The organism is Rhodococcus koreensis (assembly GCF_017068375.1).
GTDB lineage: Bacteria > Actinomycetota > Actinomycetes > Mycobacteriales > Mycobacteriaceae > Rhodococcus_F > Rhodococcus_F koreensis.
The window spans coordinates 4,480,427-4,496,694 of record NZ_CP070609.1 but is presented as its reverse complement, the minus strand read 5'-3'; the positions used below and the strand labels follow the sequence as shown (position 1 = coordinate 4,496,694).

The window sequence follows — 16,268 nt, the reverse complement described above, 5'->3', positions numbered from 1 at the left end:
GGGTTTGCCAGTGAAAGGATCGATGATGATCACACACTCCACGACGACGGGAACACGGCGACGTCTGTCGAGAATCGCCGTCACAGCGGCACTCGCGGCCATTCCGCTGGCCGCGGTCACCGCGCCGGCATTCGCTGCCACCACCACACCAGCGCAAGTTCAGGTGGACCGAGGCCGGCACGACGGGAACCACCACGACAAACAGCACGAGAACTGGCAGGACACCGACCCCTGGCCCCCGCAGACCGACAATCAGACCCCCGCTCCGACCACCAACCCCTTCGCCGGGCTGCTCGCGACCAACCCCTTCGCCGGGCTGCTCGGGTCCAGCTGACACCGGGTAAGTGGAACACGAAAGTGAGCTGAGGTCCGATGAGATCATCACCGTTCGGTGCGCTCGACACCCTGGCCGACACGGCAGCCACCGGAGATCGGGACGCCGCCAGGCACCTGCTCGACATCGTCTGGCCTATCCTGGTCCGACGTTGCCGGGCCGAACTCGACAGCACAACAGCTGATTCCGTCGCGACAGCGGTGTCATCGACGGCGCTGCGCGCATTTCCGCACCGCAGGCCACCCCAGCAGCCGTTGCTGCGCGTCCTCGAGGCGACTACGAACTCGATGATCGACCGCACCGGCGCGGCCGACCCGACCTCCCGGAAACCCGGACCGCTCGCGGCCTTACCGGGCACCCAACGAGAGGTCCTGATCCTGCGACTCGTGGTGGGACTGAGCGTCGACGACACCGCGACCTCCCTCGGGCGCACATCCGCCGAGGTGCTGCTCGACCAGCATCGGGCCCTGCAGAAATTGCGCGAGATCGGCATCCCCCGCGAACGACTGCCACCATCGCGACGATGATGAGGAGGGTCGCGATGCGGAACGAGGTCGAGCGGCGTGCCTGCGCCGATACCACCACCCGGCGCATACTTACCCCGGTGGACGCCGCCATCTCGTCGCACCTTCGATCGTTTCCGCGGGCAGCCTGGACGTACATCCGGCGGGCACCCGGCACCTACGTCTGGCTGGCGATACTGCTGGTCACGACTGTGGTGGCGAGGCACCTGTCGCCGGATGTGCTCCACGACGTATTGGGTAACCGCTCGACCAACCTGCACCACCTCGCCGAGGACCCCGTTCGAGTCCTGATCGCGAGCGCCTTCTGGCTCGCCGGCGGCGGATGGATCACGTACTTCATCGTCTACAACATCTTCCACGTGCCGGCGGAGCGGTGGCTGGGAACACTTCGATGGTTGTGCGTGGTGGCGATCGCGCACATCGGTGCCACCTACATCAGCGAAGGTGCACTGTATGCCGCGATCCGTCATGGCCGCGTCCCTGCCTCGGCGGTCGACACCCTCGACGTCGGCGTCAGCTACGGACTGGCCGGGGTGGTCGCGATCCTCACCTACCGAATCGCGGCGCCCTGGCGCTATCTCTACCTCGCCGGCGTGCTCGCCTTCTTCGCGGTACCCCTCTTCGTGCATCTGACCTTCACCGCGATCGGCCACTTCGCCGCCGTTCTCATCGGCCTGTGCTGCTACCCGCTGACCCGTGCCCGCACCGGCACTTGGTCGCCCGCCGACACGGCCCGACGATTTCGCCGAGAGCACGGCAACGCGTAGGCAGGCGTCACCACAGACACCGCTGCCCGGCACCGATCGCGGATCGGTGTCGGGCAGCGGGCCGAAACGTCTGCCACGAAGCGTGAACTGCTAGTTGAGCTTCTGCGGCACTCCGTAGGTCGTGACGGTATCGCCCCCGGCCGTCACAGCTGTCGCGTACGGCCGGATGGTGACTGCCCCGAGCGCGCCCGAGATGGAACCGTGTATGCCCTGCAATCGCACCGATGCCGCCGGACCGTCGAACGACTGGTTCTCCAGGAGCGGAACTGTGGTGATGCCACCCGGTGCCAGATCGATGTCCAGTTCCTGGGACGGAATGATGTCGCCGGCGAGGTCGGCGTGGTTCGACGCATTCAGGCTCAGCGAGGGTGTCGGGACGAGGCCGAGGTCGATTCCGTTACTTGCGCCGATCACGAATCCGAGACCCGGCGAGTTGAGCACCACAGTGGCGCCGGACAGAGCGATCGGATAGCCGATCTGGTAACCGATGGTGAGTGTGGTGCCCTTGAACTCCGCGGCATTCGGCCCGGTGATATTCACCCCGGCGTAGCCGTTGTGAAAGAACTCGACCGACGTGGGCACACCGTCCAGCGGCGGAACGACCTGAAACTGAGTGTCACCCTGCAGGACCTCGACGCGATTGCCCCTCGCATCGACAACGGAACTCGAATTGTCCACGCCCGCAGACGCGGTACCATTGCCCAGCACCATCGCAAGCGCCGCAACACCTGCGACCGCGAGGGCGCGGGTAAGACCGGTGTACTTCGAGCGAGATTTGCTGATGTTCGTCATACCGACCCCATTCGTTCGGAATTTTCTACGAAATGCGTAGGAGCTGAGGGTAACCGGTGATTTGGCCTGCTGCTCGGGATACAAGGAAAACCGCGAATCCTGGTCACATCGGCAGGGATCATCCCGCCTGCGCGCACACCGACGGCTCCCGCCGGCCTCTGGGGTCGCGGCCGGCGGGAGCCGACGAACCGGAGCTCATCTCTCGCCTGGGAATGAGGGCCCGGTGCACTGACGTATCGGTTGCATCGATCATCATCAGCATCCGAATGCTATTCCACCGCAACGTTGTCCGGAAAGTACTGAGCGCCGATTCTCAGCGGGGTCTCAGACACGCCCGGACTCCGACGGGCGAGCCCGGCGCCTCTCAGCGTTCCCACAGGATGCCGGGTGCATACTCGCCAGTTGACAGAAGGACCCAACCGACAGAAGGGGCACAACAGACGCATATCGGAACCGTCCCACCACCACCGCGAGCAGTAAATGCCTTCTCTCCACACAGTTTCGGCACACACCGCTCGCGGTACAGCGCTGCCTCCCCACGGGACTCGCTCACCCGAATTCTGCTTCGCGGCAACGGAGTTGAGAAACAGGACGGTCACCGTGAACGCGGCACACGAAGTCACCTCGACGAACGGCTCGGCGTCCGGAATTTCTCCGGCATCAGGCCTCTCGGACATCTCGGGTCCTGGCCGGGATACGGTGGTCACGTGTTCGATCACAGGTCTGTGCAATGAGGGTGCTGGTCGTCGAGGATGAACCCAGGCTGGCCCAGATGGTCCGTCGCGGCCTCGAGCTGGAAGGATTCGTGGTCGTCACCGCCGCCACCGGACCCGACGGGCTCTGGCGCGCCACCGAGGAATCGTTCGATGTGATCGTGCTCGACATCATGCTGCCGGGGATCAGCGGGTATCAGGTCGTCCGCGAAATCCGGGCCAGGCAGAACTGGACGCCGATCCTGATGCTGACCGCCAAGGACGGCGAGTACGACGAGGCCGACGCCTTCGACCTCGGCGCCGACGACTATCTCACGAAGCCATTCTCCTACGTCGTGCTGGTCGCGCGGCTGCGGGCGCTGGTCCGGCGCGGCGCACCCATGCGGCCGGTAGTACTCACCGCCGGGGACCTGAGCCTCGATCCCGGCCGCCGCCGGGTCACCCGCGGGACCGAGGAGTTGCAGTTGACCCGCCGCGAGTACGGACTGCTCGAGTACCTGATGCGGAACCCGGACACCGCGCTCACCAAGAACGAGATTCTGCGGAACGTGTGGGACGCGAATTACGCGGGGGACGAAAACGTCGTCGAGGTGTATGTGGGGTATCTCCGTCGCAAGATCGACACCCCGTTCGGTACCCGCACGATCGACACGGTGCGCGGGGTCGGTTATCGACTCACGACCGGCTGTCCGGACGCACCTCCTGCACCGGAAGCGTGACCACCACTCGTGTCCCGCCGTGCTCGGCCGCGTCGATGCGCACCGAACCCCGATGCGCCGACACGATTTCTGCGACGATCGCCAGTCCGAGTCCGGAACCCCCGTGAGCGCGGGAGCGGGCGCTGTCGAGTCGCACGAAACGCTCGAACACACGCGCACGATCGGACTCGGGAATGCCGGGTCCGTCGTCGTCGATGGTGACGCACGCCTGGCGGCCGGATCGGGACACCCCGATGGACACGGTGGTGGCGGCGAATCGGACGGCGTTGTCGACGAGGTTGCGCACCGCCCGGGACAGCTGGGCGGCGTCACCGCGGATGCGGACCGGGGTGAGCGTTGCGGTCACCGTGACGGTGGTGTCGGCGCGGGAGCGGCGGACTTCGGTGTCGACGATGTCGTCGAGATCGACGTCGGCGACCCGCAGCGGCAATCCGTGCTCGTCGGCCCGTGCGAGCAGCACCAGGTCGTCGACGAGAAGCTGCATGCGGGTGGTCTCGGGACGCAGGGTCCCGCGGACCAGGTCGCGGTTCAGGACTTCGGGCCGCGCATCGGCTACGTCGAGGGCGGTGGTCAGCGTGGCCAGCGGGCTGCGCAGCTCGTGGGAGGCGTCGGCGATGAACCGCCGCTGGGCCGCGTGCCCAGCCTGGATGCGGGCAAGCATGTCGTTCATCGTGCGGGCGAGCGCGGCGATCTCGTCGCGTGGACGCGGCACCGGGACCCGTTCACCGAGGTCGGTGGTCGAGATCGCGGCGACCTGGGTGCGGATGCGCTCGACCGAGCCCAGCGATCGGCGCACCAGTTTGTAGGTCACTCCCGCCGCGACGAGGGCGATGACCGGTGCTCCGGCGGCGACGAGCCCGCCGACCGTGGCCAGGGTTGCTTCCACCGACTCCTCGCTCGCGGCCACGATCACGGTGTAGTCGCCGCCGACCCCGTTCGCCCCTTGCACGGTGGTCCGCAGATCTGCGCCGCCTGTTTCGTGAGAGACCAGACTGCGGACCGGTGCACCGCCTACCGGTGGCCGCACCACGGTGACCGGGAGCCCGAGATCATCCTGTGAGGAGCGCACCACCGCGCCGGCGTTGTCGACGACCTGCACCAGAGCGATGCGTTGGTCGGTGTCGAAGAGCTGGCTGTCGAGATCAGCGGGCGAATCGGTGCGCAATCCAACGGTGAGGTCGGCGGCGCGGCCGGTCGCGGCGTCGTCCAGGGCCGACAACAGGGTCCGGTCCAGCACGAACAACAGGGCTGCGGCGCCGAGCACCAATGCGACCGCCACCACCGCTCCGGCGCTCAGGGCCGAACGCAGGGCAAGCCCCCACCGCGACGGAATGAGCCACACAGGTGCGCTGTTCATGGGGCCATCCTCCGCCACCGGACACCCGCGGGCGAGAAGCCGGAACGGCGCCCCAGGACGTCACGCCGCTCGTCCCGTCGTCGCCGCATCGACAGGTGAGACCGCGTGTGGGGGATCAACCTGTGTGGCACTGTGCACGCGATCAGAGGCTCGCCGCATCCAGATGCCATAGAGCGCGGAACCGATCAGGGCGGCGAAGCCGCCGAGGAGAATTCCGCCGATCACGTCGGTGAGCCAGTGCTCGCCGAGGTAGAGGCGGGTGACCGCGACCACCACGGTCACCGTGAACGCCGCGGCGAGCAGCAGCCCGCGCCGGGCAGCCGGCGACCCGCATCCGAGGATGACCGCGACCATGGTGGACAGCACCATCGCCCCCGTCGCGTGCCCGGACGGGAACGAGTGGTCGGTCTCGAGGAGTACCTGGGACACGATCGGCGGGCGCGACCGCCCGACAATGGATTTGGTGACGGTCGACGCGAGCGCGGCAGCCCCGACGGTCCCGATGAGAATCAATCCCGGGACGAGTGATCGTGCCCGCCGGGACAACAGCGCCCCCAGCACCACCGCGATGAGGACGGTGCCGACGGGGCCGCCGGCGTCGGTGACCGCGATTGCCGGACCGGTCACCCACTCCGTCCGGTGATCGGCGAACCAGCCCAGCACAACGGGATCCGCGGTGGTGACCCACGCCCCGACCCTGACCTGGTAGGCCAGCGCGCTCAACGCCACGGTCAGCCCGAGGATCTGCAGGCCGATCAGCGGTGGTGTCGCCGAACGCCGGTTCGTCCCCGCCACCGCCCGCCAGGTGGTTGCGGCCAGGAAAACAGCCGCTCCGGCCACCATCAGCGAGAATGCAAGAGCGGCGCCGGTGCTCTGGTGCACGTCGGCGGCGGCGTCGTGGGCTCGTCCGATCAGATTGTCGTGGTGTCCATACGCCGATGCCTTCGAAAGCAAGAGAAGTGGTGGTGCCTGTTTCACGTTCGCAGTATCGGCGCCGGCTGCTGTGGAAGCGCTGAGAGCGCGACCGGCGTCGCCCGGCACTGTCAGAGGGACGCCGTCTCTCAGCGTCCTCACAGCGCGCCGCGTACATACTCGGGCCGGTTGACCGAAATCCCCTGATGATTGGAGCTCCGACGCAATCACCAACTGCCACCGCAGAGCCGATCGTGGTCACCTTGCGCGGCACGACGATGCGCCTCCTGCGAATCAACTACCGGCTGTCGCGTATCCCGCTGCGATTCGTCGAAGCGGTGCTGACCCGATTCGACGAACAGGCGCCGATCCGGCTCGCCTACGAAGAGGTACTGATCGAATGTGATCGCGCCGCCGCCCAACTGCTCGGTGATCACAATGCGGACAGGCGCGCCACCGAACTGCACCGGCATACGGCCGCTGTGCGAGAGGCGATTACGCGCGCAAACAGCAGGCGCGACCATCACGGCCTGATACTCCTCGACGAGCAGCGCGATCGGTTTCACCGTCGGCGCCGCCAAAGGCAATTCGAGGGCATCTCCTGACGGAGCCCGTTCCGATCGTCACCCAGGTCGCCGATGCGTTGCGCTGGAGGGCATTCCGGCGCCGAAGAAGCCTCGGCGATTCCGCGGATTCGCACCTGCGGTTCGATCATGCCGACTGGGTGGGGTGCGATGATACCCCCCTCGCCGAGCGCCTTCCACTGCCGGTAGTCGCGAGCGACCAGCGCCCCCACGCCGGCCGCCGTCACGGCCAACCCCGCCGCGACAAGATCCTCGGGACCATCAAGTGTTCTCCTCCGGGTAGCGATTCCACTGCACGGCAAGCACGAATTGCGAGAGCGATGCGTAAGACTCGAGATCGATGTCGGATAGCTGCGCCAGGTGGTGCCAGCGCTTTGCTCAGGCGAGGGCGCGCTGGTCGTCCCTGCCGTCGAGCTGCTCGGCGTACCGGACGAGCGCGGCGGTGGTGCGTTCGATGTGCTCGCGCAGCGCCTGGGTCGCGCCTGTTTCGTCGCGGGCGACGGTGAGTTCGGCGATGGTCTTGTGCTCGGCGGCGATGTCGCGGGTGGCGTCGCGGGCGAACTCCTGGGACCAGTGCTGGTAAAGCTCAGCGCAGTCGCGCAGGCCGGTGGCGATGGCGGCGAGCCGTGAGCTGCCGCAGCCGACGAGCAGAGTGCGGTGGAAGTCGCGGTGGACGGTGGTGAAGGCCGGGTCGACGTGCCCTTCGCTGGTCATCATGGGCGTGTGGGCCAGCGCATGGTGCGTGGCAATGACCGAAGCCTCCCATGCCAAGTCGCCGTGCTTGATCGACTCCGCGAGGGCCAGGGTCTCGATCAGGACCCGGGTGCGCGTCAGGTCCTGCAGGTCGTCGATCGTGAGTGTCGTGACGGCGAAGCCGCGCTGGGGTGTTGCTTCGACGAGGCCCTCGCCGGCCAGTCGGATCACGGCCTCCCGGACTACGGAGAGGCTCACGCCGTACTGCTCGGTGAAGTCGTTCATCTTGAGCTTGCTCCCAGGCGCCAGCTCGCCGCTGAGGAGGTCGCCGCGGATGCGGTCGTAGACCTCCTGGACGCGGGTGGGCTTGGCGGGAGTGTTGGTCATGCGGTCAGTCTACGGAATCCACCGAAATATCGGTATGGGAAGAAATAATCGATTTTTTGTTGACACATCGATGAGATCTGGAGCACACTGTGATCCAGGCAATACACCTGCCAGGGCCTCAGCGCCGGGCCGTCGGCAACCCTCTCGTCCACTCGTTCGGCGGTCCCGATAAAGGAGACATTCCATGACTGACATCCAGGTTCCCGTTCTCATCGTGGGCGGCGGTGGCGCCGGGCTCACGGCGTCGATGTCGCTGTCCAACCTCGGCGTCGACTCGCTGTTGGTGAGCGGTCTGCCGGGCACGTCGACGCTGCCGAAGGCGCACGTGCTCAACCAGCGCGCGATGGAGATCTTCACAGAGGTGGGGGTGGCTCCCGAGATCTACAAGCGCAGCACCCCTGCGGCGAACATGCGGGCGAACGGCTGGTACGCCGGCCTGGCCGGCGCCCACGACGGCTACGGACGCAAGCTCGGCGAGCTCGAGGCGTGGGGCGGCGGCTACACCGACCCCGACTACGTGGCCGCGAGCCCCTGCCGGACCTGCAACCTGCCGCAGATCCGGCTCGAGCCGGTCCTGAAGGGGCACGCCGAGAAGCTGAACCCAGGTGGGATTCGGTTCAACCACGAGCTCATCGATCTGGTCCAGGACGCCGACGGTGTGACCGCCACCGTGCGGGACAAGGACGCCGACGCGACCTACCAGGTGCGCTCGCAGTACCTGATCGCTGCCGACGGCGGCCGGACGGTCGGCAAGCTCGTCGGGGTGGAGATGAACGGACCGCGGGACATCATGAAGATGGTCTCGATCCACATGACCGCGGACCTCTCCCCGTGGGCCGCCGACGACGACGTGCTGATCCGCTGGCTGGTCAACCCCGACTTCGGGGGCTCGTGGAGCGGGGTGCTGGTCCCGATGGGACCCGACCACTGGGGCCCGGAATCGGAGGAGTGGGTCTTCCACATGCAGTACGCCACCGACGACCCGGACGCGATGCAGGAGGAGAAGGTCCTCGCTCGGATGCGCGCCTCACTCGGCCTTCCGCCCGACCTGGTGCCGACGGTGCACCGAATCAGCCAGTGGGTGATGGAGGGCGTCATCGCGGACAAGTTCCGCCAGGGCCGGGTGTTCTTCGCGGGTGACGCCGCGCACCGTCACCCCCCGACCGGTGGCCTGGGCCTGACCTCGGCGATCCACGACGTCTACAACCTGAGCTGGAAGCTGGCCGCGGTCCTGGCCGGCCGCGCCGGCGACGGCCTGCTGGACACCTACGAGGCCGAGCGCAAGCCCGTCGACCAGAACAACATCGACAACGCAATCGCCAACGCGATGAACCACTTCACGATCGACAAGGCCCTGGGCCTCTCGCCCGAGAAGACCCCGGAGGAGAACTGGGCCGAGCTCGCCCCGCTGTGGCACGAGCTTCCGGAGTCGGCGGCCAAGCGGCACGCCCTCAACCGGGCGATCGGCTCACAGACCATGGAGTTCCGCCACCACAACGTCGAATTCGGCTACCGCTACGACTCCACCGCCATCGTGTCCGACGGGAGCCCGGAGTACGTGCCGCTCGACCCGGTCCGCCTCTACGAGCCCAGTACCCAGCCGGGCCACCCGATGCCGCACGCGTTCGTGGAGCGACGAGGCGAGCGGATCCCGCTCGGCACCCTCGTCCACGGCGGCAAGTTCCTGCTCCTCGCCGGCGAGGAGGGCCACGCCTGGGTCGAGGCCGCCAACAAGATCGCCGCCGAGAACGACCTCCCGCTGGTCGCCGGCACCGTCGGCGTCCTCGACTCCGACTTCATCGACGTGCGCTGCGCCTGGTTGAAGAACCGCGGCATCTCCTCCACCGGCGCCGTCCTGGTGCGGCCCGACCGATACGTCGCGTTCCGGTCGAGCGACGGCGTCGCCGACCCGCACGCCGCGCTCGAGGACGCCCTGTCCCAGGTGCTCTCCACCGAGCTCCGCTGACCTAGATCTCACAAGGAGAATCCCCCATGCGTATCGCCAACCTCGCCGGACGGCTCGTCCTGGTCACCGACACCGGTGCCGTCGACGTCGAAGAGGCCAGCCGGGGCCAGTTCGGGCCCGACCCGACCGCCATCTACCGCCGGTGGCCCGACTTCACCGCCTGGGCCGAATCGGCCGAGCTTCCGTCCGGCCGACCCTACGACGACGCCGAACTCGGCGCACCGGTCCCGGAGCCGGGTCAGGTGTTCGCGATCGGTCTGAACTACCGCGCGCACGCCACCGAGAGCGGGTTCGACTTCCCGGTCGAGCCGCCGGTCTTCACCAAGTTCCGCACCTCGATCACCGGTCCAGTCGGTGACCTCGCCCTACCGGGCGAGACCGTCGACTGGGAGGCCGAGCTGGTCGTCGTCATCGGCCGCGAGGCCCGTCACGTCGCCGCGGCAGACGCGTGGGACTACGTCGCCGGCCTGACCGCCGGGCAGGACTACTCCGAGCGCACGCGGCAACTCGTCGCGCCCGCACCGCAGTTCAGCCTCGGCAAGTCGTTCCCCGGCTTCGCGCCGATCGGCCCGGTCGTCGTCACGCTCGACGAGCTGCCGGACCCCGCAGACCTCGAGATCGGCTGCAGCATCGACGGGGAACAGGTCCAGAAGGCCCGCACCAGCGACCTGATCTTCTCGATCCCGGTCCTCGTCGAGCGACTCTCCGCGGTCCTGCCGCTGCAGCCGGGTGACCTGATCTTCACCGGCACACCCAGCGGCGTGGGCGGCGGACGAACCCCGAAGCGGTTCCTCGTCCCCGGCGAGGAGGTCGTCACCTGGATCGAGGGCATCGGTGCACTCCGTCAACGATGCGTGCCCGGCACCCCGCACACCACCGCCTCCGCCTCGTAACACCTGACAGGGAAGGACAGACCCGCCATGGCTCTGCACCGCCTCACCTCGATCACCGTCGGCGTCCCCAACGTCGAGGAAACCGCCGCCTACTACACCGACTTCGGTCTCACACCGCTCGGGGGAAACGCGTTCGCCACCACCGACGGCGGCGAGCAGTTCAAGCTCGCCCACGCACCCCGCAGGCGCCTCGTCGAGATCGGCATCGGCGCGGAGAATCCCGACGACCTCGACCGCATCGCCCGTCAGCTCCGCACCCTGGACCTGCCGGTCGAGCGGACCGCCGACGCGCTGGTCACCGAGGAGCCGATCGCGGGCTTTCGCGCCGTCGTCTCGGTGGCACCCCGCATCGAGCAGCAGCGCACCGAGCCCACCCCGTACAACGGGCCCGGCCGGATCGACCGCGCCAACGTGCGGGCGCCGGGCATCGTGCGCGAGGGCCCGGTGGCCCCGCGCAAGCTCGGGCACGTGGTCATCGGGTCCACCGACCAGGCCGCGACCCAGCGGTTCTTCACCGAGGGCATCGGGTTCAAGGTCAGCGACGTCGTCCCGTCCATCGCCGCGTTCATGCGGTGCTCGACCGACCACCACAACGTGCTGGTTCAGCAGGCACCGGTGAACTTCTTGCACCACACCTCCTGGCAGGTCGAGGACATCGACGAAATCGGCCGCGGCGCAATGGCGATGCTCGAGGAGAACCCCGAGCGGCACGTCTGGGGCCTGGGTCGCCACCACGTCGGATCCAACTTCTTCTGGTACCTCAAAGACCCGGCCGGCAACTTCTCCGAGTACTACTCCGACATCGACTGCATCGTCGACGACGCGCTCTGGACACCCGGCACCTGGGAAGGTGTGAAGGGCCTGTTCAACTGGGGCCCGCCCCCGCCGCCGTCCTTCCTCATGCCCGAGGACGTCGCCGCGATGATGACCGGGGCCCACAATGCCGGTTAATGACCGTGCACACGTCCCCGTGCCGGCGTGGACCCCGACAGCGGACGCCGCCGCCCGAACACAGATCAGCACGTTCGGGCGGTGGCTGGCCACCGAAGGACGTGGTGAGTTCGGCGGCTACGACGAGCTCTGGCGCTGGTCGACCACCGAACTCGAGGAGTTCTGGCAGGCGATCGCCGACTTCTACGACGTGCGCTTCCGCCAGCAGGCAACGCGAGTGCTGGCCGACGACGCGATGCCGGGCGCGGAGTGGTTCCCCGCCGCCACACTCAACTACGCCGACCAGGCGCTGCGCCACACCGGCGACAGGACCGCGATCGTCGCCGTCTCCGAAGGCGGGCACCGGCACGAGGTGACCCGCGACGAGCTCCGCAACCAGGTCGCCTCCCTCGCACACTGGCTCCGAACCCAGGGCATCGGCCCGGGCGACCGTGTCGTCGGCTACCTCCCGAACGTCACCGCCACCGTCGTCGCGTTCCTCGCCACCGCCGCCGTCGGCGCCACCTGGTCGGCCTGCTCCCAGGAGTACTCACCCGACGGCGCCGCCGACCGCCTCGGCCAGCTCGAACCCACCGTGCTGTTCATCGCCGACGGCTACCGCTACGCCGGCAAGGAACACGACCGCTCCACCCACAACGACGAACTCCGGCGCCTGCTGCCCTCGGTGCGAACCACCGTGTGGGTGCCGCACCTCGGCGCGGCCCAGCCACCCGGCACCGAGCACTTCGACACCCTCACCCAGGGCGACCACCTGCTCGAAACGACCCCGGTGCCGTTCGACCAGCCGCTGTGGGTGCTGTACTCGAGCGGCACCACCGGCCGCCCCAAGGGCATCGTGCACGGCCACGGCGGCGTCACCCTCGAGCACCTCAAGTTCCTCGGCCTCCACCTCGACCTCGACGCCTCCTCCCGCTTCGCCTGGTACACCAGCACCAGCTGGATGATGTGGAACATCCAGGTCTCCGGCCTGCTCCTCGGCGCCACGATCGTGCTCTACGACGGCAGCCCCGGCTGGCCACACCCCGGCGCCCTGTGGCAGCTGGCCGCCGACGAGCAGCTGACATTCCTGGGCACCAGCGCCGCCTACCTGACCGCCGCCCACAAGGACGGCACCCACCTCGCCGCGGCCTACGACCTCCAGCTGACCGGCCTCGGCAGCACCGGCTCACCACTGCCCGCCGGCACCGCCCAATGGATCCACGACACCCTGCCCACGACCTGGCTCGCCGCCGCCAGCGGCGGCACCGACATCGCCTCCGGGTTCGCCGGCGGCGTACCCACCCTCCCGTCGTACCCCGGCGAGATGCAGGCCCGGTTACTCGGCGTGGCCCTCGAATCCTGGGACGGACACGGACAACCCGTCACCGACGAGGTCGGCGAGCTCGTCGTCACCCGCCCGATGCCGTCCATGCCGCTGTACTTCTGGAACGACCCCGACGGAGCCCGATACCGCGACGCTTACTTCTCCACCTACCCCGACGTGTGGCGCCACGGCGACTGGGTCACGGTCAACACCCGCGGCGGCGTCATCGTCCACGGCCGCTCCGACGCCACCATGAACCGGTACGGCGTCCGCATGGGCAGCGCCGAAATCTACGAAGTCGTCGACCAACTCGAAGAAGTCGCCGACGCAGTCATCGTCGGCGTCGAGGAATCCGACGGCGGCTATTGGATGCCGCTCTTCGTGGTCCTCGCCGACGGACACGACCTCGACCCCGACCTCATCGCCCGAATTCGCGGCCGGATCCGGTCCGAAGTCTCCCCCCGCCACGTCCCCGACGACGTCATCGCCGTTCCCGCACTGCCCCACACCATGACCGGCAAACGCCTCGAAGTCCCCATCAAGCGAGTCCTCCAGGGCGCCGCACTATCAAGTGTCGCCAACCCGGCCGCACTCGACGACGCCGACGCGCTTGCACAGTTCGTCCCGATCGCAGCCCAACGAAAGACGGCCCTGCACACTGACATTCCTCACACCTCGTCACCGGCGACCTGACCCCACCAGCCATCCGACCGGCCCGGACAGCCAGCCGACTTCGCCTTACGTCGCCGCATCCGAGGACAGCGCGGCGAGCTGGTGCCGAACCGCGGCGGTGACGCGCTGCCGGTCGTCGGTGGCGAGGAGGTCGAGCAGGGCGCCCCGCAGTACCGCCAACGCCGCGGTGCGACGGACCGCACCGGCCTCGCTGTCCCTCTCCGGCTGCGGTTGGCACGAGGCGAGGACGGCCAACCAGTCGTCGACCGTGGACCGGGCGAATCCGGTCCACGCACCGTCGGGTTCGACGAGTGAGCGGGCGTACGCCTCGGTCCACAACCGCAGCAACGGACGATGCTCCTCGGCGGCGAGCCACTCCCATACCCGCTCGACCGCCGCGGGCAGCCCGATCGGCTCCGCGCCCGCGCCCTGCCCGAGGCGGTCCAGCATCGTCAGCTCGTCGCTGCGGGCCTTCGTCAGCAAGGCGCGCACCAAGCCGTCCTTGTTGCCGAACAAGAACATCAGCACACGTGGGCTCGAGCCGATCGCCGCCGCCAACGGACGCAGCGACAGATCGGCCAACCCGTGCTCGAGCGCGTAGCGGTAGGCGGCGTCGAGCAACTCGGTCTGCCGCGCGGACGGGGTTGTCGTTTCCGAAGGCACGGCGGTAGCCTACCTCCACTGAAACAGTCGTGTCAGTGAGCGCAGAGCATCACCCACCAGGGACGCGCTCCGGGAAAGGAAACCCATGTCGTCGCAACCACCCCAGCGACCGGAAGTCGTGGTGCGCCCGGCCGATCGTCCCGGCGATCTGGGCTGGGCCGTGATGGCCCACGGCGAGATCTACCACCAGCAGTTCGGGTGGGACGCCGGCTTCGAGGCGCTGGTCGCACAGATCGTCGCCGACTACGCCACCGACCACGACCCGGCCCGGGAAGGCGCCTGGATCGCCGAGGTCGACGGCCAGCGCGTGGGCTGCATCTTCTGCGTCGCCGGCGACGAACGCGCAGTCGCCAAACTACGGATCCTGCTGGTCGCCCCGGGCGCCCGCGGTCTCGGCGTCGGGTCCCGGCTGGTCGAGCGATGCATCACGTTCGCCCGCGACGCCGGCTACCGGCAGGTCACGCTGTGGACCAACGACGTGCTGGCGTCGGCCCGCAGGATCTACGAGGGTGCCGGGTTCGTCCTCACCGACGAAGAACCGCACCACAGCTTCGGCCACGACCTCGTCGGCCAGAATTGGACCCTCGACCTGAGCGTGACCACGACGGCGACCGGTAACTGACGACCTACGGAGGCGCCGGCAGCATGTCGAGGACGGCCCGCTCGGCGCCGGCGGCCGTCAACGCCGACCGGGTCGCGGCGAGCCACGCATCGGCCCACGCCGGTTCGATGCCGCGCAGCAACTGGTACTGCGCGTGCCAGGACGCGGCCCGGAATCCGGGCTGTTCCGGTGGATGCAGGCGCAGAGCGATGCGCTCGGCCACCGACTCCGCGACCCAGGACACGAACTCGTCCGGATCGGTGGTGTGCCGGTCCGACAGCAACCGATCGCGTTCCCGGACGGTCAGATGCCACCCGCCCTCGGGCGCACTCCAGCAGAACGGACGCGCGTCCTCGTGCGCCTGCCCGAGCGCCGGCAGATCCTCCGGGCGCGCACCCATCCGCCCCGTCACCTCCAGGATCCGCCGGCGCATGTCGTGATCGAGCAGGTCGTCGTTCAACGGATCAACCATGTACGCGTCACTGCAGCGGGTACACGCTGCGCACATACCCGGCGCATCGCAGCCAGCTGACATCGACCTTCGTCCCGCATTCGGCGACCTGCGGCAGCAAGTCAGGCACCACCTCGAACTGCGTACCGAACCCCTGCTGCTCGAACCACGGTGCAATAGGACCGGTGTACAGGGGAAGGGGCTTGGTCACGACGTAGACGTGGTAGTTGCAGAAGTCCGCGGGATCGGACACCAGGTTCACCGGCGGAAGCGCGCGGGAGGTGTAACTCGCGCCGGCCGGGGCCAGGAAGTTGCCGCCTTCGCTGCCGTACCGGTCGATCAGCGTGCCCACATCCAACTGCCCCTGCACCCGCCGGGGGTTCCCGCTGCCGTCGAGGACGTAACCGTTCTTCGGCGGGTACTTGTAGGAACCCGCCGGAACCACCGTCGGATCCCAGTACTTGCTCAGAAACTGATCGGCCGTGAGATCGCCGGTGCGCTGGTATCCGGCAAGCTGCACGGCAACCGGGAACAGATCCGACAGCGTCTGCGGTCCGAGCCTCCGGTCACCGTCGAACAACTCCGTCGAACAACCCTGCCCGCCGAGGAGATCACTCGAACCTGCCGACGAACCCGGCGCCGCACTGGCGACCGCCCCTTCGGCGAACAGAATCGACAACACGAACCCGACCACAAGGAACAGCTGGCGACAGCGATGCATAACGAACCCTTCCCCCTCGAATGACGATTCCGATGCGGTCCCATCTGACCGGGCATCGAGCACAGCAAGATCATTTACGAGAGAATCGTGACAGATCCGTCCACGATCGTGACCGAACTTGCGACCGCGCGTCGCCCCCAACGGAATAGCAGCCACCACCGGGGGTATCCAATCCCGACACACGCCGCGCCACACGCGTGCCCGATCGACGCGGCCGAGCCCAGCCACCCCTGACCTGGCCCTTTGCGAGCACCGTCACACCCCC

General features: G+C 68.1%; 17 protein-coding genes. 9 read left to right on the top strand and 8 right to left on the bottom strand.

The features are described 5' to 3' along the window. Nucleotides 1-22 precede the first annotated feature (22 nt). Genes JWS14_RS20575 through JWS14_RS20565 form a run of 3 tightly spaced genes read left to right on the top strand, consistent with a single transcriptional unit; the run spans nt 23 to nt 1,625 of the window. Nucleotides 23-334 (top strand): hypothetical protein, encoded by a 312-nt coding sequence (locus tag JWS14_RS20575; protein ID WP_206014209.1) that lies wholly within the window; start codon nt 23-25, stop codon nt 332-334. Between the two features lie 38 nt (nt 335-372). Then, on the top strand, nt 373-861 hold the full coding sequence (locus JWS14_RS20570; protein WP_072943723.1) for a sigma factor-like helix-turn-helix DNA-binding protein: 489 nt from the start codon (nt 373-375) through the stop codon (nt 859-861). A 14-nt stretch (nt 862-875) separates the two neighbouring features. Further along, nucleotides 876-1,625 carry a rhomboid-like protein gene (locus JWS14_RS20565; protein WP_241031418.1) on the top strand — a complete coding sequence of 250 codons (750 nt, stop codon included), beginning with the start codon at nt 876-878 and terminating at the stop codon, nt 1,623-1,625. A 90-nt stretch (nt 1,626-1,715) separates the two neighbouring features. Here JWS14_RS20565 and JWS14_RS20560 read toward each other — a convergent pair whose 3' ends face one another. Continuing rightward, entirely contained in the window at nt 1,716-2,417 is a 702-nt protein-coding gene (locus tag JWS14_RS20560) for an MspA family porin (RefSeq protein ID WP_095865539.1), read from the bottom strand. A 730-nt stretch (nt 2,418-3,147) separates the two neighbouring features. On the opposite strand from JWS14_RS20560, the gene JWS14_RS20555 reads away from it, so the two are divergent. Next, complete coding sequence (locus JWS14_RS20555; RefSeq protein ID WP_206014207.1) at nt 3,148-3,849, top strand: response regulator transcription factor; 702 nt, start codon at nt 3,148-3,150, stop codon at nt 3,847-3,849. Here JWS14_RS20555 and JWS14_RS20550 read toward each other — a convergent pair. The 4 genes from JWS14_RS20550 to JWS14_RS20535 all read right to left on the bottom strand — a co-directional run bounded on the left by JWS14_RS20550 (nt 3,806) and on the right by JWS14_RS20535 (nt 7,782). Beyond that, the gene (locus tag JWS14_RS20550; protein WP_072943728.1) at nt 3,806-5,206 is read right to left on the bottom strand and encodes a sensor histidine kinase; all 1,401 of its coding nucleotides are present in this window, start codon (nt 5,204-5,206) and stop codon (nt 3,806-3,808) included. The genes JWS14_RS20555 and JWS14_RS20550 overlap by 44 nt on opposite strands. 60 nt (nt 5,207-5,266) lie before the next feature. Continuing rightward, nucleotides 5,267-6,184 (bottom strand): phosphatase PAP2 family protein, encoded by a 918-nt coding sequence (locus JWS14_RS20545; RefSeq protein WP_241031417.1) that lies wholly within the window; start codon nt 6,182-6,184, stop codon nt 5,267-5,269. A gap of 161 nt (nt 6,185-6,345) precedes the next feature. Further along, nucleotides 6,346-6,684, bottom strand: a complete 339-nt coding sequence (locus tag JWS14_RS51470) for a hypothetical protein (RefSeq protein ID WP_167372186.1) — start codon at nt 6,682-6,684, stop codon at nt 6,346-6,348. A 396-nt stretch (nt 6,685-7,080) separates the two neighbouring features. Then, entirely contained in the window at nt 7,081-7,782 is a 702-nt protein-coding gene (locus tag JWS14_RS20535) for a GntR family transcriptional regulator (RefSeq protein WP_072943730.1), read from the bottom strand. A gap of 184 nt (nt 7,783-7,966) precedes the next feature. Here JWS14_RS20535 and JWS14_RS20530 point away from each other — a divergent pair, with 184 nt between their 5' ends. Genes JWS14_RS20530 through JWS14_RS20515 form a run of 4 tightly spaced genes read left to right on the top strand, consistent with a single transcriptional unit; the run spans nt 7,967 to nt 13,588 of the window. Then, nucleotides 7,967-9,748 (top strand): FAD-dependent monooxygenase, encoded by a 1,782-nt coding sequence (locus tag JWS14_RS20530; protein ID WP_072943731.1) that lies wholly within the window; start codon nt 7,967-7,969, stop codon nt 9,746-9,748. A 26-nt stretch (nt 9,749-9,774) separates the two neighbouring features. Beyond that, nucleotides 9,775-10,641, top strand: coding sequence for a fumarylacetoacetate hydrolase family protein (locus tag JWS14_RS20525; protein WP_206014205.1), 867 nt, complete (start codon nt 9,775-9,777; stop codon nt 10,639-10,641). A 27-nt stretch (nt 10,642-10,668) separates the two neighbouring features. Beyond that, entirely contained in the window at nt 10,669-11,592 is a 924-nt protein-coding gene (locus JWS14_RS20520) for a VOC family protein (protein ID WP_072943733.1), read from the top strand. Beyond that, complete coding sequence (locus JWS14_RS20515) at nt 11,582-13,588, top strand: acetoacetate--CoA ligase (RefSeq protein ID WP_206014204.1); 2,007 nt, start codon at nt 11,582-11,584, stop codon at nt 13,586-13,588. Before JWS14_RS20520 ends, JWS14_RS20515 begins: the two co-directional genes overlap by 11 nt. Nucleotides 13,589-13,633: 45 nt before the next feature. On the opposite strand, the gene JWS14_RS20510 is transcribed toward JWS14_RS20515, so the two are convergent. Next, on the bottom strand, nt 13,634-14,230 hold the full coding sequence (locus JWS14_RS20510) for a TetR family transcriptional regulator (RefSeq protein WP_206014202.1): 597 nt from the start codon (nt 14,228-14,230) through the stop codon (nt 13,634-13,636). A gap of 85 nt (nt 14,231-14,315) precedes the next feature. On the opposite strand from JWS14_RS20510, the gene JWS14_RS20505 reads away from it, so the two are divergent. Next, nucleotides 14,316-14,852: a GNAT family N-acetyltransferase gene (locus JWS14_RS20505; RefSeq protein ID WP_206014201.1), complete on the top strand. Its 537-nt coding sequence runs from the start codon at nt 14,316-14,318 to the stop codon at nt 14,850-14,852. A gap of 4 nt (nt 14,853-14,856) precedes the next feature. On the opposite strand, the gene JWS14_RS20500 is transcribed toward JWS14_RS20505, so the two are convergent. Together JWS14_RS20500 and JWS14_RS20495 are read right to left on the bottom strand one after the other, a co-directional pair. Further along, entirely contained in the window at nt 14,857-15,303 is a 447-nt protein-coding gene (locus tag JWS14_RS20500) for an Imm63 family immunity protein (RefSeq protein WP_072943737.1), read from the bottom strand. A 7-nt stretch (nt 15,304-15,310) separates the two neighbouring features. Continuing rightward, on the bottom strand, nt 15,311-16,003 hold the full coding sequence (locus tag JWS14_RS20495) for a TNT domain-containing protein (RefSeq protein ID WP_206014200.1): 693 nt from the start codon (nt 16,001-16,003) through the stop codon (nt 15,311-15,313). Nucleotides 16,004-16,268 lie beyond the last annotated feature (265 nt).

Coding starts and splice junctions, on each gene's coding strand:
- JWS14_RS20530 (WP_072943731.1), top strand. CDS start 7,967: ATGACTGACATCCAGGTTCCCGTTCTCATCGTGGGCGGCGGTGGCGCC.
- JWS14_RS20535 (WP_072943730.1), bottom strand. CDS start 7,782: ATGACCAACACTCCCGCCAAGCCCACCCGCGTCCAGGAGGTCTACGAC.
- JWS14_RS20555 (WP_206014207.1), top strand. CDS start 3,148: ATGAGGGTGCTGGTCGTCGAGGATGAACCCAGGCTGGCCCAGATGGTC.
- JWS14_RS20575 (WP_206014209.1), top strand. CDS start 23: ATGATGATCACACACTCCACGACGACGGGAACACGGCGACGTCTGTCG.
- JWS14_RS20565 (WP_241031418.1), top strand. CDS start 876: ATGCGGAACGAGGTCGAGCGGCGTGCCTGCGCCGATACCACCACCCGG.
- JWS14_RS20525 (WP_206014205.1), top strand. CDS start 9,775: ATGCGTATCGCCAACCTCGCCGGACGGCTCGTCCTGGTCACCGACACC.
- JWS14_RS20505 (WP_206014201.1), top strand. CDS start 14,316: ATGTCGTCGCAACCACCCCAGCGACCGGAAGTCGTGGTGCGCCCGGCC.
- JWS14_RS20515 (WP_206014204.1), top strand. CDS start 11,582: ATGCCGGTTAATGACCGTGCACACGTCCCCGTGCCGGCGTGGACCCCG.
- JWS14_RS20550 (WP_072943728.1), bottom strand. CDS start 5,206: ATGAACAGCGCACCTGTGTGGCTCATTCCGTCGCGGTGGGGGCTTGCC.
- JWS14_RS20520 (WP_072943733.1), top strand. CDS start 10,669: ATGGCTCTGCACCGCCTCACCTCGATCACCGTCGGCGTCCCCAACGTC.
- JWS14_RS20495 (WP_206014200.1), bottom strand. CDS start 16,003: ATGCATCGCTGTCGCCAGCTGTTCCTTGTGGTCGGGTTCGTGTTGTCG.
- JWS14_RS20500 (WP_072943737.1), bottom strand. CDS start 15,303: ATGGTTGATCCGTTGAACGACGACCTGCTCGATCACGACATGCGCCGG.
- JWS14_RS20560 (WP_095865539.1), bottom strand. CDS start 2,417: ATGACGAACATCAGCAAATCTCGCTCGAAGTACACCGGTCTTACCCGC.
- JWS14_RS20570 (WP_072943723.1), top strand. CDS start 373: ATGAGATCATCACCGTTCGGTGCGCTCGACACCCTGGCCGACACGGCA.